The organism is Halorubrum aethiopicum, assembly GCF_001542905.1.
GTDB lineage: Archaea > Halobacteriota > Halobacteria > Halobacteriales > Haloferacaceae > Halorubrum > Halorubrum aethiopicum.
This window is the reverse complement of sequence record NZ_LOAJ01000001.1, coordinates 2,355,940-2,380,250: the sequence shown is the minus strand read 5'-3', so window position 1 is coordinate 2,380,250 and position 24,311 is coordinate 2,355,940. Positions and strand designations below refer to the sequence as shown.

The 24,311-nt window shown below is 69.5% G+C and carries 24 protein-coding genes; 11 read left to right on the top strand and 13 right to left on the bottom strand.

Features of this window, described 5'->3' with window-relative positions:
* Positions 1-83: 83 nt before the first annotated feature.
* From purF to rqcH, 3 genes are all read right to left on the bottom strand, one after another.
* Complete coding sequence (gene purF, locus AXA68_RS11315; RefSeq protein ID WP_066416763.1) at positions 84-1,580, bottom strand: amidophosphoribosyltransferase; 1,497 nt, start codon at positions 1,578-1,580, stop codon at positions 84-86.
* A gap of 140 nt (positions 1,581-1,720) precedes the next feature.
* Positions 1,721-2,104, bottom strand: coding sequence for a DUF5820 family protein (locus tag AXA68_RS11310; RefSeq protein ID WP_066416758.1), 384 nt, complete (start codon positions 2,102-2,104; stop codon positions 1,721-1,723).
* Positions 2,105-2,168: 64 nt separating this feature from the next.
* Positions 2,169-4,358, bottom strand: coding sequence for a ribosome rescue protein RqcH (gene rqcH / locus AXA68_RS11305; RefSeq protein ID WP_066416755.1), 2,190 nt, complete (start codon positions 4,356-4,358; stop codon positions 2,169-2,171).
* A 127-nt stretch (positions 4,359-4,485) separates the two neighbouring features.
* On the opposite strand from rqcH, the gene AXA68_RS11300 reads away from it, so the two are divergent.
* Positions 4,486-4,848: a hypothetical protein gene (locus tag AXA68_RS11300; protein ID WP_066416753.1), complete on the top strand. Its 363-nt coding sequence runs from the start codon at positions 4,486-4,488 to the stop codon at positions 4,846-4,848.
* 45 nt (positions 4,849-4,893) lie between these two features.
* Here the strand turns inward: AXA68_RS11300 and AXA68_RS11295 are convergent, their stop codons facing one another.
* Positions 4,894-6,630, bottom strand: a complete 1,737-nt coding sequence (locus AXA68_RS11295; protein WP_066416750.1) for a tRNA uridine(34) 5-carboxymethylaminomethyl modification radical SAM/GNAT enzyme Elp3 — start codon at positions 6,628-6,630, stop codon at positions 4,894-4,896.
* Positions 6,631-6,698: 68 nt separating this feature from the next.
* Positions 6,699-7,889: a glycine cleavage system aminomethyltransferase GcvT gene (gcvT, locus tag AXA68_RS11290; protein ID WP_066416748.1), complete on the bottom strand. Its 1,191-nt coding sequence runs from the start codon at positions 7,887-7,889 to the stop codon at positions 6,699-6,701.
* Positions 7,890-8,041: 152 nt separating this feature from the next.
* Here gcvT and AXA68_RS11285 point away from each other — a divergent pair, with 152 nt between their 5' ends.
* Positions 8,042-8,734, top strand: a complete 693-nt coding sequence (locus AXA68_RS11285) for a S26 family signal peptidase (protein WP_066416745.1) — start codon at positions 8,042-8,044, stop codon at positions 8,732-8,734.
* Between the two features lie 73 nt (positions 8,735-8,807).
* Here AXA68_RS11285 and AXA68_RS11280 read toward each other — a convergent pair whose 3' ends face one another.
* From AXA68_RS11280 to AXA68_RS11270, 3 genes are all read right to left on the bottom strand, one after another.
* The gene (locus tag AXA68_RS11280) at positions 8,808-9,383 is read right to left on the bottom strand and encodes an NYN domain-containing protein (RefSeq protein WP_066416743.1); all 576 of its coding nucleotides are present in this window, start codon (positions 9,381-9,383) and stop codon (positions 8,808-8,810) included.
* A 96-nt stretch (positions 9,384-9,479) separates the two neighbouring features.
* Positions 9,480-10,106 carry a ferritin family protein gene (locus AXA68_RS11275; protein ID WP_066416741.1) on the bottom strand — a complete coding sequence of 209 codons (627 nt, stop codon included), beginning with the start codon at positions 10,104-10,106 and terminating at the stop codon, positions 9,480-9,482.
* Between the two features lie 241 nt (positions 10,107-10,347).
* On the bottom strand, positions 10,348-11,217 hold the full coding sequence (locus tag AXA68_RS11270; protein WP_066416740.1) for a sulfurtransferase: 870 nt from the start codon (positions 11,215-11,217) through the stop codon (positions 10,348-10,350).
* 236 nt (positions 11,218-11,453) lie between these two features.
* On the opposite strand from AXA68_RS11270, the gene AXA68_RS11265 reads away from it, so the two are divergent.
* The gene (locus AXA68_RS11265) at positions 11,454-12,275 is read left to right on the top strand and encodes a sulfurtransferase (RefSeq protein ID WP_066416739.1); all 822 of its coding nucleotides are present in this window, start codon (positions 11,454-11,456) and stop codon (positions 12,273-12,275) included.
* Between the two features lie 123 nt (positions 12,276-12,398).
* The gene (locus AXA68_RS11260; RefSeq protein ID WP_066416737.1) at positions 12,399-12,851 is read left to right on the top strand and encodes a hypothetical protein; all 453 of its coding nucleotides are present in this window, start codon (positions 12,399-12,401) and stop codon (positions 12,849-12,851) included.
* A gap of 67 nt (positions 12,852-12,918) precedes the next feature.
* Here the strand turns inward: AXA68_RS11260 and AXA68_RS11255 are convergent, their stop codons facing one another.
* Together AXA68_RS11255 and AXA68_RS17355 are read right to left on the bottom strand one after the other, a co-directional pair.
* On the bottom strand, positions 12,919-13,203 hold the full coding sequence (locus AXA68_RS11255; protein WP_066416735.1) for a hypothetical protein: 285 nt from the start codon (positions 13,201-13,203) through the stop codon (positions 12,919-12,921).
* 82 nt (positions 13,204-13,285) lie between these two features.
* Positions 13,286-13,498 carry a hypothetical protein gene (locus AXA68_RS17355; RefSeq protein WP_080505240.1) on the bottom strand — a complete coding sequence of 71 codons (213 nt, stop codon included), beginning with the start codon at positions 13,496-13,498 and terminating at the stop codon, positions 13,286-13,288.
* 221 nt (positions 13,499-13,719) lie between these two features.
* On the opposite strand from AXA68_RS17355, the gene ilvD reads away from it, so the two are divergent.
* Positions 13,720-15,513, top strand: a complete 1,794-nt coding sequence (gene ilvD / locus AXA68_RS11250; protein WP_066416733.1) for a dihydroxy-acid dehydratase — start codon at positions 13,720-13,722, stop codon at positions 15,511-15,513.
* A gap of 71 nt (positions 15,514-15,584) precedes the next feature.
* Here ilvD and AXA68_RS11245 read toward each other — a convergent pair whose 3' ends face one another.
* Together AXA68_RS11245 and AXA68_RS11240 are read right to left on the bottom strand one after the other, a co-directional pair.
* On the bottom strand, positions 15,585-15,842 hold the full coding sequence (locus AXA68_RS11245; RefSeq protein WP_066416732.1) for a hypothetical protein: 258 nt from the start codon (positions 15,840-15,842) through the stop codon (positions 15,585-15,587).
* A 165-nt stretch (positions 15,843-16,007) separates the two neighbouring features.
* Positions 16,008-16,439, bottom strand: coding sequence for a winged helix-turn-helix transcriptional regulator (locus AXA68_RS11240; RefSeq protein WP_066416730.1), 432 nt, complete (start codon positions 16,437-16,439; stop codon positions 16,008-16,010).
* A gap of 69 nt (positions 16,440-16,508) precedes the next feature.
* Between AXA68_RS11240 and AXA68_RS11235 the strand changes: the two genes are divergently transcribed.
* Positions 16,509-16,958 carry a DoxX family membrane protein gene (locus AXA68_RS11235; RefSeq protein ID WP_066416726.1) on the top strand — a complete coding sequence of 150 codons (450 nt, stop codon included), beginning with the start codon at positions 16,509-16,511 and terminating at the stop codon, positions 16,956-16,958.
* 96 nt (positions 16,959-17,054) lie between these two features.
* Positions 17,055-17,537 carry a VOC family protein gene (locus AXA68_RS11230; RefSeq protein ID WP_066416723.1) on the top strand — a complete coding sequence of 161 codons (483 nt, stop codon included), beginning with the start codon at positions 17,055-17,057 and terminating at the stop codon, positions 17,535-17,537.
* A gap of 203 nt (positions 17,538-17,740) precedes the next feature.
* Here the strand turns inward: AXA68_RS11230 and AXA68_RS11225 are convergent, their stop codons facing one another.
* Positions 17,741-18,664, bottom strand: a complete 924-nt coding sequence (locus AXA68_RS11225) for a hypothetical protein (protein WP_232745108.1) — start codon at positions 18,662-18,664, stop codon at positions 17,741-17,743.
* Between the two features lie 89 nt (positions 18,665-18,753).
* On the opposite strand from AXA68_RS11225, the gene AXA68_RS11220 reads away from it, so the two are divergent.
* From AXA68_RS11220 to AXA68_RS11205, 4 genes are all read left to right on the top strand, one after another.
* Complete coding sequence (locus AXA68_RS11220; protein ID WP_066416720.1) at positions 18,754-19,818, top strand: succinylglutamate desuccinylase/aspartoacylase family protein; 1,065 nt, start codon at positions 18,754-18,756, stop codon at positions 19,816-19,818.
* A 90-nt stretch (positions 19,819-19,908) separates the two neighbouring features.
* Positions 19,909-20,961 (top strand): ABC transporter ATP-binding protein, encoded by a 1,053-nt coding sequence (locus AXA68_RS11215; RefSeq protein WP_066416718.1) that lies wholly within the window; start codon positions 19,909-19,911, stop codon positions 20,959-20,961.
* On the top strand, positions 20,958-23,003 hold the full coding sequence (locus tag AXA68_RS11210; protein WP_066416715.1) for an ABC transporter permease subunit: 2,046 nt from the start codon (positions 20,958-20,960) through the stop codon (positions 23,001-23,003). Before AXA68_RS11215 ends, AXA68_RS11210 begins: the two co-directional genes overlap by 4 nt.
* Positions 22,996-24,042 carry an ABC transporter permease gene (locus tag AXA68_RS11205; protein WP_066416712.1) on the top strand — a complete coding sequence of 349 codons (1,047 nt, stop codon included), beginning with the start codon at positions 22,996-22,998 and terminating at the stop codon, positions 24,040-24,042. The genes AXA68_RS11210 and AXA68_RS11205 overlap by 8 nt, the downstream gene beginning before the upstream one ends.
* Positions 24,043-24,311 lie beyond the last annotated feature (269 nt).

The following is a 24,311-nucleotide window of genomic DNA, read 5'->3' as shown; positions in this document are numbered from 1 at the left end:
GGACGACCGCTTCGGAGGTTCGGTCGTCGGCCGATATGGTCGTCGGCTGATTCAGTCGTCGGCCGGTTCAGCCGTCGATCGGTTCAGTCGTCCGCGGCCGTCACGTCCGCGGGCGGCGCGTCGACCGGCCGGTCGGTCGCCTCGCCCTCGACGTCGAAGGGGTACTCGCCGGTCACGCAGCCGAGACAGAGGTCGGCCCGGCTCGCGTCGAGCGCCTCCGCGACCGCGTCGATCGAGAGGTACGACAGCGAGTCGGCCTCGATCCGGTCGCGGATCTCCTCCGTCGACTTGTCGGACGCGATGAGCTCGTCGCGGGTCGCCATGTCGATCCCGAAGTAACACGGCGCGACGATCGGCGGTGCACCGATCCGGAGGTGGACCTCCTCCGCGCCCGCCTCGCGAACCAGCTCGACGAGCTGCGTCGAGGTCGTCCCGCGGACGATGGAGTCGTCGATGATGGTGACCGACTTCCCCTCGACGGTCGATCTGATCGGGTTGAGCTTCAGCCGGACCGCGCGCTCGCGCTCGTCCTGCGTCGGCATGATGAACGTCCGGCCGACGTACCGGTTCTTCATCAGCCCCTCGGCGAACTCGATGCCGCCCTCGTCCTCGCGGACCGCCCCGTCGGCCGTCGTCTCCGCGGCGGCGTCGGCGTAGCCGGTGGCGAACGCCCGCCCGGAGTCGGGGACGGGCATCACCACGTCCGACTCGACGCCGGACTCCTCCCACAGCTTCCGGCCCAGTTCGCGGCGGACCTCGTAGACGAGCTCCCCGTCGATCACGGAGTCGGGACGCGCGAAGTAGACGTGCTCGAAGAAGCAGTGGGCCGTCGAGTCGCGCTCGACGAGCTGGTAGGTGTCGTAGCCGGAGCCGTCGGGCTCGAGGACGACGAGCTCGCCGGGGCGGACGTCGCGGATCAGCTCCCCGTCGAGGGTGTCGATGGCGGCGGACTCGCTGGCGAGCACGTAGCCGTCCTCGAGTTCGCCGATACACAGCGGGCGGTTCCCCATCGGGTCGCGCACGCCGAGGACGGTGTCGTCGTGGGTGATCGCGAGCGAGTAGGAGCCGTGGATCCGGTTCATCGTGTGTTTGACCGCGCGGACGAGGTCCTCCTCGAGCAGGTTCCGTGCGAGGTCGTGGGCGATCACCTCCGTGTCGCCGTCGGAGGTGAACGCGTGGCCCGCCGCGGCCAGTTCCTCGCGCACCTCGTCGGCGTTCACGAGGTTCCCGTTGTGCGAGAGCCCCAGCGACCCCGACTTGAACGACACCGAGAACGGCTGCGCACAGCTCTTGTCGAGGCTGCCGGCCGTCGGATACCGGACGTGGCCGATCCCGGTCGAGCCGGCGAGCGACTCCAGGTCGCCCGGCTCGAAGGCGTCGCCGACGAGCCCGCGCTCGACGTGGCTGTGCTGCTGGAAGCCGTCGTGCGTGACGATCCCCGCCGACTCCTGGCCGCGGTGCTGGAGCGCGTACAGCGCGTAGTACAACGGCCGCGCGGCGTCCCTCCCCGCGAGCGAGACGCCGACGACGCCGCACTTCTCTCGCGGCTCGTCGTCGGCGTGGTCCCCACCGGCGTTCATGTACGCGACCCTGGGACGGGAATCGATAAAAACCCTCGTGTTCGTGGTTTTCGAGCCCTCACATACTGCCGAGATTATCCACAAGTATGGATCATCATGCGTGAAACGAGAGACCGCGGGAACGCTCGGTCCCGGCCGGATCAGTCCCCGCCGACGAGGTCGTCGAGCCGCTCGAAGTACGTCTCGCGGGGGACCTGATAGGCCGCCCGGTAGTCCACGTCGCCGGCGGCGAACCGCGCCGCGACGTCGACGGCCGCGTCCGCGCCCGCCTCGCGCGACCCGTGCGTCTCCGCGACCGCCTCGATCTCGGGCTCCAAGAAGAGCACGACGTGCCACTCGTCGGTCGCGTACTGGCCCGACCCCGGCCGGGCGTTCCGCGCGCCGTTGGTCAGGTAGATCGTCGGCAGACACTCGGCGGGTACGTCGTCGCCGTCGAAGACGTCCGGCCGGTAGACGAGGATGGCCCGCCCGCTCGGCTCCTCGTTCCACACCCGCCACCCCTCGGGAAGGGACTCGAAGCTCATGGTCGCCTTCGGTCGCGGAGGCTTGAAAGGGTCGCGCTCGGGCGGCGGGTGGCGACCGGGCGGCTCAGTCGACGAGGTCGGAGCCGCCCGGCGGCAGGAACTCCTGGAGCCGGTCCGCGCTCGCGACCTTCCGCACGAACGACTGGTCGGCGAACCGCTCTTTCAGGGTCCGGTAGACCATCATCGCGGCGTCGTTCTGCGCGTACATCCCCGGCTCCAGCGTGACGCTCGTCGCCGCCCGCTCCGTGATCGCCGACGGCGGCCCGCCGATGGCGCGGGTGACCGGCTCGCACTGGACGCCGACGGCGACCCGGCAGGGAACGTCCTCGAAGTAGGTGCGGTCGCCGCGGATCACGAAGCTCCCCTTCTCGATGTACTCGCCGCTCTCGGGCGTCTTCGACACCTGGTCGGGCTCGACCATGTAGGCGTCGCCCGCGCCGCGGCCGTCCTTCCAGTCCGAGGAGTACGACACCGCGAACTGCGCGGCCTCCCGCAGCGTCTCCTCCGAGAAGTCGACCGGGTCCGCCGACTCCGAGGGACCGGCCGCCTTCAGGAGGGTCACCGGGCCGCCGTGCGCCTGCGTGTGAAAGAAGCGGTCGTGGTTCCCCATGTACTTCTTCACCAACTCCTCGTTCTGGTCGGCGTTGCGCCCGCCGATGACGAGGTAACCCGTCGAGGTGTGGAACCAGCGGAACCGCTCGTACCAGTCGTCGGGACTGCGGATCGGGATCGACGACCGGGAGAGCCAGTCGGTTTCGTACGGTTCGTCGTCCCCGTCGCCCTCTCCGTCCTCGCCGTCTTCCGGCGAGCCGCCGCCGTCGTCCTCGTCGGCCGCCTCCCACTCCGCTTTCCGCTCCTTGACCGCCTCCAGCTCCCGCCGGGTCGACTCGATCGCCTCCTCGGCTCCCGCCTTCTTCTCCTCGATCCGCTTCGCCTCCCGGTAGAGCCGGTCGGCGTTCACCTCGACGCCGTCGTCGGCCTCGAGTTCGACCGCGAGGTCGTCCTCGCCGAGTTCGACCGTGACCGTCCCCGCGCTCCCGTCGACGTCGACCACGGCCTCCGCGGCCGCGATCCCGCGTTCCGCGCCCGTCTCGAGAGTCTCCTCGATCTCGTCCCACGAGACGTCGTTTTCGCGGGCCTCCCGGACCGTCGAGAGCACCTCGTCGACGAGGTCGTAGTGGGCGTACACGAGCTCCGCGCGCTCGCGTTCCGTCTCCGCCTGCTCCTCGAACCCCTCGATCGCGCCCTTCTGTTGTTCGATGATCCGCTCCTGTTTGGCGATCTCCTCCTCGAAGTCCGGACGGGACGCCGAGGCGTCCGCGGGGGCGTCGGCCTCCGCCGCGTCGTCGCGCGCGAGCCGGTAGAAGTACTCGTCGACGGCGGCGTTGAACGAGTCGAAGCCGACGCTCGGGAGTCCCTCTCGCTCCGACAGCGGGAAGGGAGTGACGTCGACGACGGGGCGGTCCCCGTCCGCGTCCGGGTCGTCGAGCTCCGAGTCCTCGAGCGGCTCCTCGTAGACGCGCGGGTCGATGTCGCCGGAGCGGAGCTGCTCGGCGATGCGCCCGAGCGCGTCGTGGAGCGCGCGGTAGACCTCCTCGTCCGCCTCGTCGATCGGGGTCTCCTTCTCGACGCCCGCGCGGGAACACACCTCCTCGGCGTAGAGCCCGCCGAGGTTGAGCTGGGTGGCGAGCGTCCGGACCACGTCGGTGTCGGACTCGTTCATGTGGCGGACGAACGCGTCGAGGCTCACGTCCAGGGGGTTGAGCCGGGAGGCGGGGTACTCGTACTGCGCGCCGGGCGCGACGGTGCGAGACTTGAGGCGGACGGTCGAGAGCGACCCGACGACCTCGCCGGTCTCGTCGAGCGCGGCCACGTTCCCCTGACCGAACAGCTCCGCGACGAGCGTCGTGTTCTCGTCCTCGCGCTCGAACTCGAAGGTGAGGATCCGGTCGAACTCGTACTGGGTGACGCCGGCGAAGTCCGCGCCGGACAGCCGGTTCCGCAGCATCTTCGCGAAGTTGGGCGGTCGGCCGGGCGCGTCGGCGACGTGCTCTGGATCCGCGGCGTGCGCGCGCTTCACGTCGCCGACCTCGATCATGAGCTCGACGCGGCCGTGATCGAAGTCCCGCAGCTTCAGCCGGAGCAGGTCGTCGTCGTAGAGGTACGCCTTGTCGACCTTCGCGCCCTCGTACCGGCCGAGTTCGGTGACGAGCGCGCCCAGGTCGATGCTCGATAGCTCCCGCTTCGGGTCCATACGGGCCCCACACGCGGGCCGGGAAAAGGCGTGTCGGGTTCGACCCGTCGTCACGGGGAACGGGAACGCGTTTTCCGTCGATGCGTTCCGACCCGATTTATTACGCCGGGCGAGAACTGATCGTAACATGTCGACGATCGCCGAAGCGATCCTGACTTTCGAGGGCCCCACGCCCCGCGTCGTCGCCGATCTACGGAACATCAACTTCGAGATCGAGTACATGCGTGACGACGTGGAGGACCTCTACTCGGAGACGGACCTGGAGGAGGCGTACCAACTGATCATGTCGAACCAGGTCACGGGGGACGACTTCAAGCGACTCGTCGGGAGGACTCGATACAACGCACAGACGCTGTTCTTCGACGACATCGTCGTGTTCCTCTTCTCGTCGGACCGGTACGAGGCGGTCTTCGCGTCCTTCGATTACGACGACGACTTCCCGGTGAACGAGTTGGTGGCTCGGGTCGCCGAAACGCAGAGGGACTCGTGACGACCGATCGGGCGACCCGAGTCGCCGAAGTCCCTCGATCGCCTCCTACAGCCGCTTCGAGACGTACGGCCCGTCCTGGTGGTACCCCAGCTTGGTCCGGTAGTACTCGCGCGCGCCGATCCCGGAGATGACCGCCGCCTTCCGGTAGCCCGCCTCGCGGGCGAGCTCCTCGGCGCGCTCGATGAGCTTCCGGCCGTACCCCTGATGCTGCCAGTCGCCGTCGCCGCCGAGCGCGACCTCGCTGCCGTACACGTGAAGCTCGCGGACCAGGGCCGCGTCCTCGAGCTCGCGGCGGATCGCGTCGCTCTCGGTGCCGGGCGCGCCGGGCTGGTCGGGCGAGAAGGAGGGGAACCGCAGCCGACAGAACCCGACGAGCAGGTCGCGGACGGGGTCCTCGAAGGAGATGAAGTGCTCCGTCCCGCCGCCCGCCTCGTAGGTGAGCACGTCGAGCTCCACGTCGTCGGGATCGGGGTCGGCGTCGTTGTGGCCGACTTCGCGGGCGCGGATGTCCCGCTGGACGATCCCCTTCTCCGCCGCGCGCTGGCTGGCAAGCTGTCGGAGGTTCGACTTCCAGACGCCGCCCTCGATGAAGTCGGCCGGGATGTCCCGTTGAACGCGCTGGAGCCGGGTGTACTTCGGGATGACGTCCATGACCTCGGCGACGAGGTCCGCGGCCTCTTCGTTCGAGAGCGGCTCGAAGTCGTCGCGTCGCCAGCGGTCGTAGACCCGGGTGCCGCCGACGACGAGCGTCGGGTAGATCTTGAGGTAGTCGGGCCGCCACGCGGGATTCTCGAAGAGCTGCCGGAAGTCCTCGAGACACATCTCACGGGTCATCCCCGGCTGCCCCGGCATCATGTGGAAGCCGACCTTGAACGCGGCGTCGCGGAGGCGACGGTTGGCGTTGCGGGAGGCCTCGTTGCCGTGCCCGCGGTGCATCTCGCGGTTGATCCGCTCGTAGGTGGTCTGGACGCCCACCTCCACCTTCGTTCCCCCGAGATCGAGCATCCGATCGATCTGCTCGGGGTCACACCAGTCGGGCTTCGTCTCGAAGGTCGTCCCGATGTTGCGGATCGCGTTCGTCTCGTTCTCCGCGATCACGTCCTCGAGGTACTCGAACTCGGTCTCCTCGGGATCGGTCGCGAACGACTCGCCCTCCGCGGGCTCCGGTTCCTTCTCGAGGTCGTAGTCGTTCATCGCCTGGAGCGCGCGCTTGACGAACCACTCCTGGTAGTCGTGTGAGCGCGCCGTCATCGTTCCGCCCATCAAGATCAGCTCCACCTTGTCGACCGGGTGGCCGATCTTCCGGAGCTGTTCGAGCCGGAGCGTGACCTGGCCGTACGGGTCGTAGTCGTTCTGCTCGCCGCGGGCCGCGGCGGGCTCGTGGCCCGTGTACGACTGCGCGGAGGAGAACTCCGAGGCCGGCCCGCCGGGACAGTAGAGACACTTCCCGTGCGGGCAGAGCTTCGGCGAGGTCATGATCGCCACGGGCGAGACGCCGGAGGCGGTCCGCACCGGCTTGCGGCGGACCACCTCGATCACGTCGTCGCGGGCCTCCGCGGGGGCGTGATCGAGTATCTCCGTGTTCTTCGGCACCTTCGGCGAGGAGAACTCCGAGCAGGCGTCGAGCTTCGCGGACTCGAGGTTCTCCCGGTCGACCTCGCCCGCGAGGATCCGGTCGACGAGGTGCTCGCAGGCCTCGACGAACGCCTCGGGCTCGGCGTCGGCGTCGGAGCCGGTCGCATCCGATCCGGACTCCGCGTCGCTCGGCGCGTCGGTACTCATTACTCCCAGTTCGGCGGGTTCGAGGGTTAAGCGTGTCGGGCTCCGGCGACCCCCGGCCGGCTCCGTCCCTACCGGTCGAGGAAGGGCGGCGTGACGACCTCCGCGCGCTTCTCGTCGCCGCGAACGACGACGCTCACCTCGGTCCCCGGCTCCGTGTACTCCTCGTGAATGTAACCCAAGCCGATCGGCTCGCCGAGCGTCGGACTCATCGTGCCCGAGGTGAGATGACCGATCCGGGTCAGGTCGCCGTCGGTGACCGCGTAGCCGTTGCGGGGCACGCCGCGCTCGAGGAGCCTGACGCCGGTGAACTCCTCGTCGGGACCGCCGGCGTCGCGCTCCGCGGCCAGCGCGTCGCGGCCGACGAACTCCGTGTCGAGGTCCACGACGAACCCGATCCCCGCCTCGTAGGGGGTCCGCGGCTCCTCGTCGGGGTCGAAGTCCTGGCCCGACAGCAGATAGCCCATCTCCGTCCGGAGGGTGTCGCGCGCGCCGAGCCCGCACGGCTGGACGTCGAACGCCGACCAGACCGCCTCGGCGTCGGCCGCCGGACACATCACCTCGAAGCCGTCCTCGCCGGTGTAGCCGGTGCGGGCGACCCAGCTCGCGACGCCGCCGACGGTCGCAAGCGTTGCCTGGAACTTCGACAGCTCCGTGACCGCCTGGGCAGAGGCGGACGCGTCGTCACCGAGCGCCTCCTCCATCGCGTCGACCGCCTCCGGCCCCTGGATCGCGAACATCGCCCACTCGTCGGTCGCGTTCGCGACGGCGGCGTCGAGGCCGTGGTCGTCGCGGTAGTCGACCCACCGCTCCGTCATCTCGCCGTCGTGGCCCGCGTTGGGGACGAAGAGGTACGCGGGCTCGCCGCTCGTCGCGTCCAGGTCGCCGTCGGTCTCGCCGGCGAGATCCGACAGCGACGCGGTTGCGGACCCGGCCTCGACCCCGTCGGGAAGCCGATACACGACCGTGTCGTCGAGCATGACGCCCTCCTCGTTCGTGACCGCGGCGTACTGGGAGTCGCCCGGGTCCAGGGCCGCCACGTCGTTCGTGGTCAGCCGGTTCAAGAGCGCCGTCGCGTCCGGGCCCGACACCTCGATCTCGCCCATGTGCGAGACGTCGAACGCGCCGACGGCCTCGCGGACGGCCGCGTGCTCCTCGCGGATCGAGTCGAACTCGACGGGCATCCCCCACCCGCCGAAGTCGGTGAACGTCGCGCCGCGCGCCTCGTGAACGCCGTGAAGCGGAGGAGTCCGTTCGCTCATACCGGCCCCTCTCCGGGGCGGACCTAATGTCTTGTCATCGGGGGGATCACCCGCCGTCGGCGTCGCCGAGGGTCTCGGGATCGACGTCGTGCCGGCGGTCGCGCCGGTCGACCGGCGACAGCCTCAAGTTCGATCCTACCCCCCTACGACACGTGATACGCCGTCCGTCCGACCGGTTCGGGCCCGCCGCCGCCGTCCTCGCCGTCGCCCTCCTCGTCGTGGCCGTCGGCGGCGTGTGGCCCCCGCTCGTCGCCGTCGAGAGCGGGAGCATGGAGCCTGCCGTCGAGCGCGGCGACCTCGTCGTCGTGACCGCGGTCGACCGCTTCCCGTGGGACGCTCCCGTCGGAAGCGACGCGGCGAACCCGCCGACGCGACTGGACGGGGCCGGCGACGTCGTCGTCTTCACCTCGCCGGTCGACCCCCGTCGGCCGATCCTCCACCGGGTCGCGTTCCGCGTGACCGCCGGGGAGGACTGGACCGACCGGGCCGATCCCGACCTGCTCGACGGGGCCGACTGCGCCGACATCGCGACGTGTCCGGCCCCATACGACGGGTACGTGACGTACGGCGACGCCAACGGCGAGTACGACCAGAGCGCCGGGATCGCCCCGGTCGTTCACGAGCGGCTCGTTCACGCGAAGGCGCTGTTCTCGATCCCGAACCTCGGCCACGTCCAGCTCGCCGTCGACGCGGCGGTCGCCCGGTTCGGCGTCGTTCCGGCCGGAGTCGGGATCCTCACGGCCGTCTCGCTCGTGAGCGGGACCGGCGCGCTCCTCGTCGGCCGCGTCCGGGACGGGTGGCGGATCCGCGGCGATCGGGACCGCGACCGCGGACGGTCGAAGTAGCGACGCCGACCCGTTCCCGCCGACTGACGCCGACGCGGTCCTGCCCACCGACGCCGACCGCGCCGCGGCCGTCTCACTCACCGCCACCAGCGCCGCCGCTCCCGTTTCCCTCGCTTCCCCCGTTTCCCTCGGGACCCTCGCCCCCGTCCGAACCGTTCGATCCTCCGGCGTCTGCTCCCGTCTCCGTCAGATCCCCGTCGAGCGTCACCGAGTCGCTGGCGGCGTTGCGGAGGGCGTCCGACCGGCCGAACTCGCCGGGCGCGATCGCCAGCGTCCGGATGCCGTACCCGTTGGCGGTCTCGAGAACCGGCTTGAAGTCGGTGTCGCGCGAGGCGATGGCGAGCGTCGCCATCCGCTCCTCGGCGGCGAAGCGCGCGGCGTCGACCGCGAGCTTCACGTCCACGTCGCCGCTGGTCACGACGACCTCGAACCCGCGCGCCTCCGCCGCCTGGATCAGTCCGGGCGTGGCGTGCTCGTCGAGGTAGAGCCGGGTCGTCACGAGCTGTCCCTCGGCTTCCGCCGCCTCGCGGACGTCGTCGAGGTCGACGTCGAACTCCTCGCGCAACACGTTCGGCCCGTCGACGAACAGCGCGACGCCGACGCGCTCCGAGCCGTCACGTTCCGCGTCGCCCCGACTGCTGGTCTCCATGGTCGCCCTCGGCGGCCGTCGGAAAAAGGCGTGCTGATCCGCGGTCGCGCCGGTTGTCCCGCTCGACGCGGTCGTCCTGGTCGTCTCGCCCGGTGGCTAACAGACTGGCTTCGGGTTGACGCCCATCGACTCGAGCCGCCCGGTGTACTCCTCGTAGGCCGCCTCGATCGCGCCGCCCGCCGCCTCGCGGGCGCGCTCCCACCCCGCCTCGTCGTCGCCGCACTCGGCCGCGAGCAGGTCGCTCGCCCGCTCCAGTTGCGCGTCGAGGTCGTCGCCCATCGCTCGGAACAGCCCCGCCGTCTGCGGGTCCGCGTTGCCGACGAAGAAGCCCGTCACCTGCGTCTTCGACTTCTCGGCCGCGAGCGTCCGCCCGACGAACCCGCCGAGCCGCTCGACCGTGTCGTCCAGCCCGCGGAGGTACGACTGGATCGCCGGGACCTCGCCCGGCTCGTGGCCGTCGAGCTCGCCGGCGACCGTGTCGTAGTGGGATCGCTCCTCCCGGGCCGTCTCCGCGAACGCCTCGGCGACGTCGCCGTCCTCGCTCTCCGCCCACGCCTCGTACGTCTCGGCCGCGTGGTGTTCGGCGGTCGCCGCGGCGGAAAGGACGGCTTCGGGCTCCATCTCGCCGGCCGTGTCCGCGAACAGCGACTTCGACGAGCCGAGCCGCGAGAGGGCGGTCTCGTTGTCGCCGCGAACGGCCTCGATGAGCTCCTCGGGAGTCATGCGATTCGCTATCACCTCCGAGTAGTTGTATGCGACGGTCGGCGTCGAAAAACGGGGTCGTGTTCGGCTCGCTACGAGACCGACTCCTTCGCTTCGCTCAGTCGTCGCTCTCGCCCCGCTCCGCGGTTCCTCTCGTCACCGCTCCGCTACGAGGCCTCGTTCCTCCGTCACTCGGCCTCGCCCTTCTCACGGGTCGTTTCACTCCCCGTTCGATGTTCCGAAGTCAACTCCTTCGCTACGCTCAGTCGTCGACTTCGCCCGTCTCTATCGGCGCGCCGACCAGATTCCCCCACTCGGTCCAGGAGCCGTCGTAGTTGACCGTGTCCTCGTACCCGAGCAGCTCGTGGAGCGCGAACCACGCGACCGACGAGCGCTCGCCGATCCGGCAGTACGCGACCGTCGTCTCGTCGCCGTCGATGTCGTACTCGGCGTAGATGTCCTTCAGCTCCTCGGCGGTCTTGAACGTCCCGTCGTCGTTCGTGACGACCGACCAGGAGACGTTCTGCGCGCCGGGGATGTGGCCGCCGCGCTGGGCCGTCTCGTTGAGTCCGGGCGGGGCGAGGACCTCGCCGCTGAACTCCTCGGGCGAGCGGACGTCGACGAGCGGGAGCCCGCGGTCGATGGCGTTCTCCACGTCCTCGCGGTACGCGCGGATGGACTCGCGCGGGCCGGAGGCCTCGTACTCGACCGCGGAGTACTCGGGGACCTCGTCGGTCGTCGGGTAGTCGTTCTCGAGCCAGTACTCGCGGCCGCCGTCGAGCAGCTTCACGTCGTCGTGGCCGTAGTACTTGAACTGCCAGTAGGTGTACGCCGCGAACCAGTTGGCGTTGTCGCCGTACAGCACGACCGTGGAGTCCTCGGTGATCCCGTGGTCGCCGAGCAGCGCCTCGAAGTCGTCCTTCTCGAGGATGTCGCGGGTGGTCTGGTCCTGGAGGTCCGTCTCCCAGTTGAAGCCGATCGCCCCGGGAGCGTGGCTCTCGTCGTACGCCTCGGTGTCGACGTCGACCTCCACCAGCCGGAGGTCGGAGTCGTCGCTCTCGAACTCGTCGAGTCGCTCCTCGACCCAGTCGGCCGAGACCAGCACGTCGTTCGCGTAATCGGAATCGCTCATTACGCCCGTCCGTACGGGTCGCCCCCGTATATCCCCCACCCTCACGGCACGCTCGGCCGCTCCTCGCCGATTCCGGCAACATCTGTTGGTTGCCTCTCCCGCCCCTGCCTCCGCTCCCGCCCGCCCCTCACCTCTCACCTGTGTCCGCCCCCGACCGGGCACCTGTACCCGTCCCCGACCGGGGAGAGGTTCGCCACGAAGGGAGGCGTTAAGCCGGCGGCTCCGAACGACGAGACATGAACGACCGGATCGTCGACGTGGAGTGGGTCGCCGAGCGACTCGACGCCCCGAACGTCGTCGTGGTCGACGTCCGCGACGCCTGGGAGTACGAGGGGATCGGCCACCTCCCCGGCGCGGTCTCCGTCCCGTTCGACACGTTCCGCGCGGAGGAGCACGGCGCGGCCGAGGCCGGCATGCTCCCCGGCGCGGACGCCTTCGCCGCGATCGCCGAGGCCGCCGGGATCGATCCCGACGACGAGATCGTCGCCTACGACGACACCCACGGCGTCTTCGCGGCGCGCTTCCTCGTCACCGCCGAACTGTACGGCCACGACCCGGCGCGGCTCCACCTGCTCGACGGCGACTACTCCGTCTGGAACCGCTCGCAGCCGACGACGACCGACGAGCCGGACGTGACCGCATCGACGTATCCGGCCGCCTTCCGGACCGATGGCCCCCTCATCGACCGCGAGGCGATGGCGGCCGCGGTCGACGACCCCGACGCGACGATCGTCGACACCCGCGAGGAGTGGGAGTACGAGGAGGGCCACATCCCCGGCGCGGTCCGGCTGGACTGGCGCGAACTCGTCGACACCGACGCCCGAACGATCCGGCCCGAGGCGGAGCTGCGGGAGCTGTTGGCGGAGCGCGGGATCGACCCCGACGGCCGGGTCGTCCTCTACTGTAACACCGCGCGCCGCATCAGCCACACCTACACCGTCCTCCGCGCGCTCGATTACTCGGAGATCGCGTTCTACGAGGGAAGCCTGACCGAGTGGGAGCGGGAGGACGGCCGGCTGGAGACGGGCGATTCGGAGTCACCTGAGAACGACTCGTGATACCGTCCCTCCGTCCGTGGCAGTTCCAATCGCTCAGTACGGATCGGGTCCAGTTCGACGATGAGGTAAAACGGCGGTTTAATCCATCGAACGTACTTAGTACGCCCCACGCGACTCTCTGCCGTGTCCGATCAGGTCCCCGGAGACGTTTTCGCTCTCTCGATAGTCGCCGGCATTTGTTGGAGCCTTCGGCTACTACGCCGTCAGATCTGGGAGATAATCGAATCGATGGGCGGTATTGAACGCCTCATCGTTGGGCTGTTCATGGTCGTCGGAATCGATCACTCCGGTGAGGTTCTCGTAGCCGTTCTCGCTTTTCGTCTGCTCTGGATGGCTCTTCGGGACGATCGTTCGTTTGACCGGTTGGAACGAGGGGTTCGGATCGGTGTCCTCGCCGGGTTGGCGTTCCTGCTATTGACGCCTTTTAGCTCCGGTCTGTTCTACTTCGTCGTCCCGCAACCGGATTCCAGAACGGTGGCTATCGTCCTACACGTCGTTCGAAACGTTTCCGTTGCTCTGCTTATCGGAAGCAGCATCCTCCCACGGATCTCCTCCGGATTCTCGTCATCCTCGTGAGTTCCGAACGATACGCCGATCCGGCTCCGTCGAGGATGTAACGCGGACGCGGGTCCGTTGGCGTCGTCTACGCCAGCGCGATCCCGGCACCGACGGCGAGACTCGTCAGTGCGAGGCCGACGAGCGCGACCGTCGTCCGGTCGTGGCGTCCGTCGAGGTCGTCGTCGTCGGAGTCGAACCCGCCAAGACCGGTCAGAACGCCCAGACCGACAGCGACCGCGGAGAGGCCACCGGCGAGTGCCAGCGTCGTCCAGAGCTCCAGTCCGTGCTGTGCGACTTCTCGTGTAGCCGTCCCGGCGAGAAGGACGCCGGTTGCTATCGGGGCCGCGGCCGTCGCTTCGTTGGAGGGCATCGATTGAAATTCCAACGTAAGTCTCAAAACGGTGGCGATGCCGTTCCGCAGACGGTAGTCAGTACGGAGAGGGCGGTTCGTATCAGGTCTCGTTGTTCGGGTTAAAGACGTAGTAGACCACGGCCATCGTGACGCCCATCGCTACTGGTCCAAAGCTTCCACCGCCCGGAAGCAGGAGTCGAACGGCAAACACGCTCACAGCGGAGACGAACCCGACGAGAAGAGCGTAGGAAACGCGGGACAGTCCACGCACTCGATCATCTAATTGCCGGTACACATCTCGAAGAGTGTCCATACGCGCAGTTACCGTAGACGGTGGAATGTGTCTTTTCGTTAGGAGTACGGTCCTACGTAGCGAGGGATTCACTGGTTTCAGCGTTAAACGATCGAGACTTCGGGACTGAACCCGTACTCCGTATCCGGCAAGCGTTCCTATCAGCTCTCAATGAGTTCGACAGAGCCGGACGGACTTGTTCGGGTGGGTTCGTTTAAGACCCCCGAGCGACAGGTACGACCATGAGCGAACAGCAGCCGCGACCCGACGGGGAGGAACGCTCCCGACGGCGTGCGGACGACGCGGACCGATTCGCGGGCGAGAAGGACGACGACCTCCGGAGCCGGGACGTGACCGAGGGTGCCGACCGGGCCCCACACCGGTCGATGTTCCGCGCGATGGGGTTCGACGACGAGGACCTCTCCTCGCCGATCGTCGGGGTTCCGAACCCCGCGGCGGACATCACGCCCTGTAACGTCCACCTCGACGACGTGGCCGACGCCGCGCTCGACGGGATCGACGCCGCCGGCGGGATGCCGATCGAGTTCGGCACCGTCACCATCTCCGACGCCATCTCGATGGGGACGGAGGGGATGAAGGCGAGCCTGATCTCGCGGGAGGTGATCGCCGACTCGGTCGAGCTCGTCTCCTTCGGCGAGCGGATGGACGCCCTCGTCACCGTCGCGGGCTGTGACAAGAACCTGCCCGGGATGATGATGGCGGCGATCCGGACGGACCTGCCGAGCGTCTTCCTCTACGGCGGCTCGATCATGCCCGGCGAACACGAGGGGCGCGACGTGACGATCGTCCAGGTGTTCGAGGGCGTCGGCGCGTACGCCGAGGGCGACATGAGCGGCGAGGAGCTCGACGAGCTGGAGCGACACGCCTGCCCCGGCGCGGGCTCCTGTGGCGGGATGTTCACCGCCAACACGATGGCGTCGATCTCGGAGGCGCTCGGGCTCGCGCCGCTCGGCTCCGCCTCCGCGCCCGCGGAGGACGAGGAGCGCTACGAGGTGGCCGAGCGCGCCGGCGAACTCGTCATGGACTGTATCGAGAACGACCGCCGACCCTCCGACGTCCTCACGCGGGAGTCCTTCGAGAACGCGATCGCCTTACAGACCGCGATCGGCGGCTCGACGAACGGGGTGTTACACCTGCTCGCGCTCGCCGGGGAGGCCGACGTCGACCTCTCGATCGAGGACTTCGACGAGATATCGCGGCGGACGCCGAAGATCGCGGACCTCCAGCCCGGCGGCTCGCGCGTGATGAACGACCTCCACGAGATCGGCGGCGTTCCGGTCGTGATCCGCCGGCTGCTGGAGGCGGACCTGTTCCACGGCGACCAGCTGACCGTGACCGGCAACACGATCGAAGAGGAGATCGCCGAGCTCGAGGCGAACGGCGACCTCCCCGACGACGACGCGATCGACGCCGACTTCCTCTACTCCGTCGACGACCCCAAGGAGGAGGAGGGCGCGATCAAGATCCTGAAGGGGAACCTCGCGCCGGACGGCTCCGTGCTCAAGGTGACCGGCGACGACGAGTTCTACCACGAGGGCCCGGCGCGGATCTTCGAGAACGAGGAGGACGCGATGGAGTACGTCCAGTCCGGCGCGATCGACTCCGGCGACGTGATCGTGATCCGCAACGAGGGGCCGACGGGCGGTCCGGGGATGCGCGAGATGCTCGGCGTCACCGCCGCCGTCGTCGGCGCGGGCCACGAGGACGACGTCGCGCTGCTCACCGACGGGCGCTTCTCGGGCGCGACCCGCGGCCCGATGATCGGCCACGTCGCCCCCGAGGCGGCCGTCGGCGGCCCGATCGGCTTCCTCGAGGACGGCGACCACGTCACGGTCGACATCCCGAACCGGGAGCTCTCGGTCGACCTCTCGGAGGCGGAACTCGACGAGCGCGCCGAGGGATGGGAAGCGCCCGAGCCCCCGTACGAGGGCGGCGTGCTGGCGAAGTACGGCCGCGACTTCTCCTCGGCGTCGATCGGCGCGGTGACGAACCCGCGGCTCACGCCCGACGAGTAGGCGGCCGACCGGCGAGGAAGGGGAAAAGGAAACGGACGAAAGAGCGGAGCGCGGCCGGCCGCTCGGCTCTTCTATCCTTCGAGTTCGACGCCGCCGTCGGTCTCCGCGACCCGGACCGACTCGGCGCGCCAGACGTTGCTCCGGCGACCCGCACGGGAGAGCTCCATCTGGACGACGGAGCCGGCCGGGAGGTCGGCGACGCGGTCGCGGGCGGTCCCGTCGGCGTAGTCGACGATGTGGTACGTCTCGTTGCGCGGATGCGCACGTACTGCGGCGTGATCGTGATCGTTCTGTTCGGAAACGACGGTGAACTTGTTTGACTTCGCCATCTTGCTCCTACATAATTGGAAACCCTACTTCAAGACTTCGTATAGTCACCCGGGTGACGCTGGAGGAGTTAATAGGAATATAAGGAGCGGCGGCCCGACGAGATCGTCCGGAGATCGACCGATACGGGACGTACGGAGGATCTCGCGGGCGACTCGTTCGGCGGGCTAGGCGTTACACTCGGCGAGCCACTCGTGGGCCCACTCGTCGATCTCCGCGAAGACGGGTGCGAGCGACTCGCCCTTCTCGGTGAGGCTGTAGTAGGTCGCGACGGGGGCGTCCTCCTCCATCCGGCGGTCGACGAACCCGGACTCCTGGAGGTCGTCGAGCACGCGCGAGAGGGTGCGGGCGTTCGCGTCGGTTTCGCGTTTGAGCTCGTTGAACCGCCGCTCGCCGTTCTGGAGCTCGTAGAGGACGACGAGCCGCCACTGCGAGCCGATCTGCTCGATCGAGTCGACGATCGGACAGGGCGTGTCGACCGTCGTCGCCGCCGCCTCGTCGGTCGTGTCCTCGCCGGGCGCGGACTCGCCGGTCGCCGCGCTCTCCGTCGTCGTGCTCTCCGCCGTCGAGTCCGCGCCCGTGAGATCCTGTGATGACATGGGTGTTACCTACTAACCCTTTTGTCCGGGAAGCGATATATAGGTTGCGTTCGTACACGTAGTTACACGATGATAGCTGAAATCACGACGCTACCGCTCCAGCTCGACACGCCGTTCGCCGGCGAACTGTTCCTGCTCGGTCGCCTGCTGTTCGGTGCGACCCTCGCGTTCATGGGTCTCAACCACTTCATGGACGTCGACACGATGGCCGGCTACGCGGAGTTCAAGGGCCTGCCGGCCCCGCGCTTCTCGGTGATCGCCTCCGGGACGCTGTTGGTGCTCGGCGGGCTCGGGGTCGCGGCCGGGGCGTATCCCGTCGTCGCGGCCGGCGGACTCGCCGTCTTCCTGCTCGTCTCCGCCGTGACGATGCACGACTTCTGGTCCGTGGACGACCCCGAGGAGAAGCAGAGCGAGATGACGAGTTTCCTCAAGAACCTCTACGGCGCCGGCGCGGCGCTCGCGCTGCTCGCGGTCGGCGGCTCCGCGTGGCCGTACGCGGTCGGGATCGGTCTCTTCTAGGTCCGCTCGACGCGCTTTCGGTCGCTCGCCCGGACCATCGTTCGCGAACCGACTCCTCCAGCCAACGCCTTTCACGGTGGACGTTCACGTGTGGGTATGGGTGACGCGCCACCGACCACCGGGTTGCATCACGTGACGAACATCTGTACGGACATGGACGAGACCGCCGCGTTCTACGAGGACGTCCTCGGCTGGCACACGGTCAAGCGAACCCAGAACTACGACGACCCCGGAACGCCCCACTACTACTTCTCGCCGACGCCGGAGGGCGAACCCGGAACCAACGTCACGTACTTCGAGTATCCCGATTCGCGCGGGAACCCCGGGCCCGGCGCGAGCCACCACTTCGCGTTCGGCGTCGACGACGAGGAGACGCTCCGCGAGTGGCAGTCGCACCTGCGCGAGCAGGGCGTCAACGTCTCGGAGGTGAAGGACCGCACCTACTTCAAGAGCATCTACTTCAGCGACCCCGACGGGCTCGTCTTCGAACTGGCGACCGGCGGCCCCGGTTTCACCCGCGACGAGGACGAACCCGGTTCCGAAGTGATCGACCCGTTCGATCGAGGCTACTCCGGATAGACCTCCAGACCTTATACAATATAAGGACTCGTTATCTCTTTCCACGAAGCGTTAATACTCGGATCCGCGCTACTGCCGCCACCATGACCGACGCCGACCGCGACACGATGAAGGACGTCTCACACACCGCTCCGAACGACACCTCGGCCGGAGCCGTCTGGGAGCGAGGGCGAGTCCCGGTCGAAGAGGAAGAAGAGGAGTAGTCACTCGTCGCCGCGATCCGGGCCGCCGTCTCCCTCCGCGTCCCCCGTCTTCTCGCTCGGCTCGAACGGCTCCTCCAGCGACGCTTCGGGCGGTTCCCTCCCGAGCATCGCCAGAAGCGAGGACCACGCCTCGGTTCTGTCGGCCCCCTTCGAGAGTTGGACGCCGTCGAACGACGCCGCCGCGTGTCTCGTCTCCGGGCCGAGGTGGTCCATGTGCGCGGCGATCCAGGTGAAGCCGCCGCCCAAGACCGTCAACACGGCGAACGAGAGCCACGACTCCGCCGGGGAGAGCCCGGCCGCGCCGACCGCGACGCCGGCGACGACGTAGACGAACGCGAGGAAGACGAGAAGCACCGTCACCGTCGCGAGCAGGTCGTTGACCGCGGTGACGCGGGCGTTGTAGTCGATCCACTCGGCGTAGCTGCGGAGCAGTCGCTCGTCGAACCCGGGCGGTCGGTCCCTCACCCCGTCGCCGCCCGACTCCTCGGATCGCGTCCGTCGGTGCTCGGCCGCGATCACCGCGTCGACGTCGGCGATGCTCAACCCGCCGCGGAGGTCGGAGGCCGTGTAGGTGACCGCGGCCAGTCCTGTGGAAACGAGAAGCAGCACGCCGCCGGCCAGCGTGAAGGGGTTGAGGAACCCGCCGAGGTCGAACTCGGTCTGGACCACGATCGACCCGCCGGTGACGACGATCCCGATGAGCACGAGGTTGGCCTTGAGGATCTCGATGGCCTTGGTGTCGATCTCCCGGAGGCGTTCGACCTGGTAGGTGAACGTCGTCCGCAGCTCCTCGCGAGCCGTCGCGGCGACCGCGGGGTCGATCTCCGGACCGGATCCGCGGTCGGGACTCGATTCGACCCCGGACTCCGCCACGGGGTCCGCCGCCGACTCGGTCCCCTCGTCCCTCTCCGACCCCTCGTTCATACGGACCCCGTTATCGAAGTGACGCCGTAAGGCTACCGCCGCGCCGGCCTCGACCCAGCAGTTTTCCCCCCTCCCCGCGACTCGCTCCCATGAACGACTCGCGTGCCGATCCGGAACCGTTCCGCTACGACGCCGAGGTCGATCCGGGCGAGAAGCGACACGTCCGCTACGAGGTCGGCGAGACCTACCTGGGCGATCCGATCCGGATCCCCGTCACCGTGATCAACGGGGAGGGCGGCGGTCCGACCGTCTTCTTCAGCGCCGGGATCCACGGCGACGAACTCAACGGCGTCAAGGTCGTCCAGGAGATAGCCGACCGATACGAGCCGCGCGAGATCCACGGAACGCTCGTCTGTCTCCACGCGTGTAACGTCCCCGCCTTCGAGGCCCAACAGCGGTACACGCCGATCTACGACCAGGACATGAACCGGTCGTTTCCCGGTCGGGAGGGCGCGAACACGACCGAGCGGATGGCCCACGAGATCTACCGCCGGTTCGTCTCGCCGTGCGACCTCGGGCTCGACTTCCACACGTCGACGCGAAACCGAACGACGATCTACCACGCCCGCGCCGACCTCGAGGACCCGGGCGTGGCGCGGCTCGCCCGCGCGTTCGCCACCAACGTGGTCCTCTACGGCGAGGGCGACGCGGGATCGCTGCGGTCCGTGGCGACCGCAGACGGGATCCCGACGGTCACCGTCGAGATGGGGCGGGCACACCGCTTCCAGCGCACCCTGATCGAGAAGGCCCTGGAGGGCGTCGAGAGCGTGCTCGCCGAGTACGGTCTCCTCCCCGACGAACCGGTCCACTGGCCGGGGTGGTACCAGTCGACCGCCGCCGACGCCACCAAGCGCTGGCTCCGCGCGGACGCCGGCGGACTCGTCGAGATGGAGTGGGGGCCGTACCCGCTCGTCCACGAGGACGACCCGATCTGTACGGTGACGAACCACTTCAAGACCGAGGAGCGCGTCGTCCGCGCGCCCTTCGACGGGCTGATCCTCGGGGCTCTAGAGAACCCGGTCGCCGCCCCCGGCCACCCGCTCTGTCACCTCCTCCGGTTGGACCGGGAGACGAAACGCGAGATCGAACGGGAGATCGACCGTGGCGAGTTCGACGGCTACCGCGCGCACGGCGACGCCTGGGCGGACGACTGAGAACGGGAACCGGCGGAGAGCGGTCGGGACGTTCTCGCGGCTGATACCCGCGGGCGTGGGTTTAACCCGGTCCCCGTCGGATCCGCGCCCATGATCGCGGTCGACGCCCTCGAGAAGACGTACGGCGGGTTCGCGGCGGTCGTCGACAGCACCTTCTCCGTCGAGGAGGGCGAGGTCTTCGGGATCGTCGGCCCGAACGGGGCGGGCAAGACGACGACGCTGAAGGTCCTCGCCGGGCTGATCGAGCCCACCTCGGGCGAGGCCCGCGTCGCCGGCTACGACTCCACCGACCCGGCGATGCGGCACCACCTCGGCTTCCTCCCCGAGGAGTCGCCGCTGTACGAGGAGATGACGGCGACGTCGTACCTCCGCTTCTTCGCCGACCTCTACGAGGTTCCCCGGTCCGTCGCCGACGAGCGGATCGACCGCGCGCTCGACCGGCTGGACCTTGACCACCGCGACCGCCGGCTCGGCGACGTCTCGAAGGGGATGAAACGGAAGGTCGCCATCGCGCGGTCGCTGGTGAACGACCCCGACGTGCTGGTGTACGACGAGCCCGCCTCCGGGCTCGATCCGGTGACGACGAACTCGGTGCTGGAGTTCACCCGCGAGCTCCGGTCCGCGGGCAAGACCGTCGTCTTCTCCGCGCACAACCTGTATCACGTCGAGTCCGTCTGCGACCGCGTCGTCATCATGAACGAGGGGCGGATCGTCGCCCGCGGCACGGTGGAGGAGATCCGCGAGCGACACGGCGAGACGACCTACCACGTCTACACCGACGTGCCGCCGGGGCTGGAGTCCGGGGAGACCGAAGGCGACGCGGACGGGATCGGAGACGTCGAGGAAGTCGGCGACCGGTACCGCACGGTCGTGCCGTCGATGGACGCGGTCGAGCGGGTGCGCGAGGCCGTCTCGGCGGCCGGCGGGGCCGTCGTGGACATCCGCACCAGAGAGCCGAGCCTCGAGGACGTGTTCCTCGACCTCGTGGGGCGACCGATGCCGGGCCGTCGGGGTGGCGTCGAGGACGGCGAGGACGGGGGCGTCGAGGTCGGCGAGGACGGAGGCGGCGACCGCAACCGCGCCGGTGACCGCAACCGCGCCGGCGACGACCGGGCGAAGGCGACGAGCGAGGGGGGCGAGTGATCCGACGGGCGGCCCGGCGGATCCGGCGGCTCGCGCGCCGATCCCGGCGCGTCGCTCGGGTCGCGAGGTGGGAGGCGTCGCGGGCGACCGGCGGGGTCGACCGCCGAACCCTGCTGGCCGCGCTCGCGCTCCTCGTCGTCGCCGGCGGCGTCGTCGGCGCGGGGCTCGCCACCGACACGGTGGGCCTCGACGTGGACCGGGACGTGTATCGGGTGGGCGTCGACCCGGCGTCGCCGTACGCGGACGCAGTCGAGGCCGAACCCGCCCTGACCGCCGTGCCGCTCGAGCGGGCGACGCTCGGATCGACGGTCGACCTGACCGTTCGGGAGGTACGGGGCGGCGGGACCGACCCGTCCGGCGATCCCGCTGGCGTGTTCGTCCGCGCGGTCGACACGCCGAAGGGCGAGGCGGCCGCCGCGTCGTTCCGGGAGGCGGTCGACGCCCACAACGAGCGGCTGATGGCCGCGGAGGAAAACGAGACCGCCGCGTTCCCGGTCGTCGTCACGCTCCGGTACGCGAACCGCGGCTCGGCGCTCGAGGACGGGGCAACGGTCGGCGGGGGTTCGGGGGGCGACGGGAGCGCCGGGGGAACGTCGGACGGCGTCGGGGGCGGAAGCGACGACGCCGAACCCGCGGACGGTGGAGGCGGAGACGATGACGCCGGCGGAAGCGGAGACGGCGGCGGAGAGGGGAGCGGTGGCGGCGGAGTCGACGCCGGCGACGAATCCGGCGGCCGGTGGCCATTCGGCGACGATGGCGGCTCCGGCGGCCTCGCCGTCCCCTCGATCGGCGGCGGGGCGTTCGGCGCGGCCACCGCCGGATCGCCCGGATCGATCACGCCGCCGTTCCCGTTCGCGTCGCTCGTGTTGGCGTTCGCGTTCCTCGTGCCGATGAACTTCCTCGCGCAGGCGTACGGCTCGTCGGTGCTCGAGGAGCGGACCAACCGCCGGGGCGAGCCGCTGCTCGTCACGCCGCTGTCGCCGGCCGAGATCGTCGCGGGCAAGACGCTGCCGTACGTCGCGGTCGCGGTCGCCGCGACGGCGCTGATCGCGCTCGTCGTCGGCGGCGGCGCGGTCTCCGTGCTCGCGGTGCTCCCGATCGCGGCGACGTTCCTCGCCGCCACCTTCGTCGGCGCGGTGTTCGCGCGGTCGTTCAAGGAGCTCACCTTCGTCACGGTCGCGGTGAGCGTCCTCCTCACCTCCTACGCGTTCGTGCCCGCGATCTTCACGAACGTCACGCCGGTCGCGCTGATCTCGCCGCTCACGCTCGTCGTCTTCGACCTCCAGGGGGAGGCGATCTCGGTCGGCGAGTTCCTGTTCGCGACCGGGCCGACCGCGGTCGCCGCCGCCCTGCTCTTCGGGCTCGGGCTCGGCGTCTACCGCGAGGAGGACCTGTTCACCCAGAAGCCGGTGACCCGCAAGTTCCTCGACGCGCTCGCGGTCCGGCTCTCGGCGGTCGGCGAGGGCGTCCGCGAGTCGCCGGCGACGGGGGTCGCGGCCCGGATCCCGAGACGGGCCCGCGGGCCCGCCGCGGTCGCGTTCCTCACCGCGTGTACGATCCCGTTCGTCTTCGTCGCGGAGCTGCTCGCGGTCGCGGTGCTGTTCGCGCTGCCGATCACCGTCTCGATCCCCGTTCTGCTCGTCGTCATCGCGTTCGTCGAGGAGGTCGCGAAGAGCGTCCACCTCTACGCCGGGTTCGAACGCGGCGTCTTCGCCCGGACCGACCGGGTCGCGCTCGCGGTCGGGCTCGCCTCCGGGCTCGGCTTCTTCCTCGCGGAGAAGGCGACCGCGGTGGTCCAGGCGGTCGGGCTCACGGAGCTGTACGTCGGCCGCGCCGCCTTCGGCTCCGTCGCGGGCGTGGCGGGGCTCTCGCCGCTCCTCCTCGCCGGGCTCTTCCTCGCGCCGCTCGCGCTCCACGGCGTCACCGCGTCGCTGTCGGCGGTCGGCGCGCGACGGGACCGGACGAGGTACGTCCTCGCGCTCGCGGCCGCAACGCTGGTCCACGCCGCGTACAACTTCGGGGTGGTGAGCCTCCATGGGTAGCCGACTCACGGTCGCGAGACGCGAGATCGCCGGGCTCCGCGCGGAGAAGACGATCCTGCTCGCGATCGCGATCCAGCTGTTCATCGCCGCGTTCTCGTCGTTCCTCGTCGTCGGGCTCGTCTCGATGTACGACCCCGGCGCGCTCGACGGCGCGGAGGTCGAGGTCGCGGCCGCCGGCGACGCGATCGCGGACCTCGAACGCGCCGCCGCGGAGGTGCCCGGCGCGTCGGTGACGCCCTACGAGGACGCCGCCGCCGCCCGGAACGCCTTCGACGGAAACGCCGTCGACGCGGTGGCGATAGCGACGCGGGAGGACTCGGGGCGGATATCGGTCGCGGTGACCGCGCCCGACGCCACCGTCGAGACCACGGTGATCGTCGTCCAGCTGCGGGACCTGTTGCGCACCTACGAGCGGATCGAGCGCGTCGAGCGGGCGGAGTCGCTGACCCGGCCGCCGCTCCCCGTCCCCGAATCGACCGGCTCCAGCCCGTACTTCACGTTCACCTACACCGTGTTGATCCCGGTGTTGGTGTTCCTTCCCGTGTTCATCTCGGGGTCGCTCGTCGTCGACTCGATCACGGAGGAGTTGGATCGCGGGACGCTCGAGCTGCTGCGGGTCGCGCCCGTGACGATCGGCGAGATCGTCGACGGGAAGGCGCTCGCGGCGGTCGCGATCGCGCCCGGACAGGCCCTGCTGTGGCTCCTGCTCCTCGAACTCAACGGGACGTCGGTCGCCAACGTCCCGACGATCCTCCTCCTCATGACCGCGCTGACGACGCTGGTCGTCGGGGTCGCCGCGGGGATCGCCGCGGCCGCGCCCGACCGCCGGGCCGCCCAGTTCCTCTACTCGGTCGCCGTGCTCGTCCTCTTCGGCGGCGCGACCGCGATGGCGGGCGGCCCGACGAACGCGGTCGCGCGACTCGCCATCGACAGCGCCGACCCGGCGACGACGCTGACCGTCGCCGTCTACGCCACGCTCGCGGCCGTGGCGTATCTCGGCGTCCGGCGGATCATCTCCGCGAACGGGATCGGGCAGTGAGCGTCTCGGAGCGAGGCGACGACGACGATCGTTCATAAAGCGAACCCGGTGGCGTCGCCGGCGCTTTGCGCCGGCTTCAAGCGAGAGCTTCGCTCTCGCCCTGCGCCTGAGAGCGCCCGGCAGGGCGCGAGCAACCCACGAGGTCGCCGGCGGCGGAGCCGCCGGCTGCCAGAGAATCTTCGATTCTCGCTGGACGCGGCGAGCGTGGCGAGGTACGAACGAGGTGAGTACCTCGATAAGCGAGCGGCGAAGCCGCGAGCCGCGAGCAG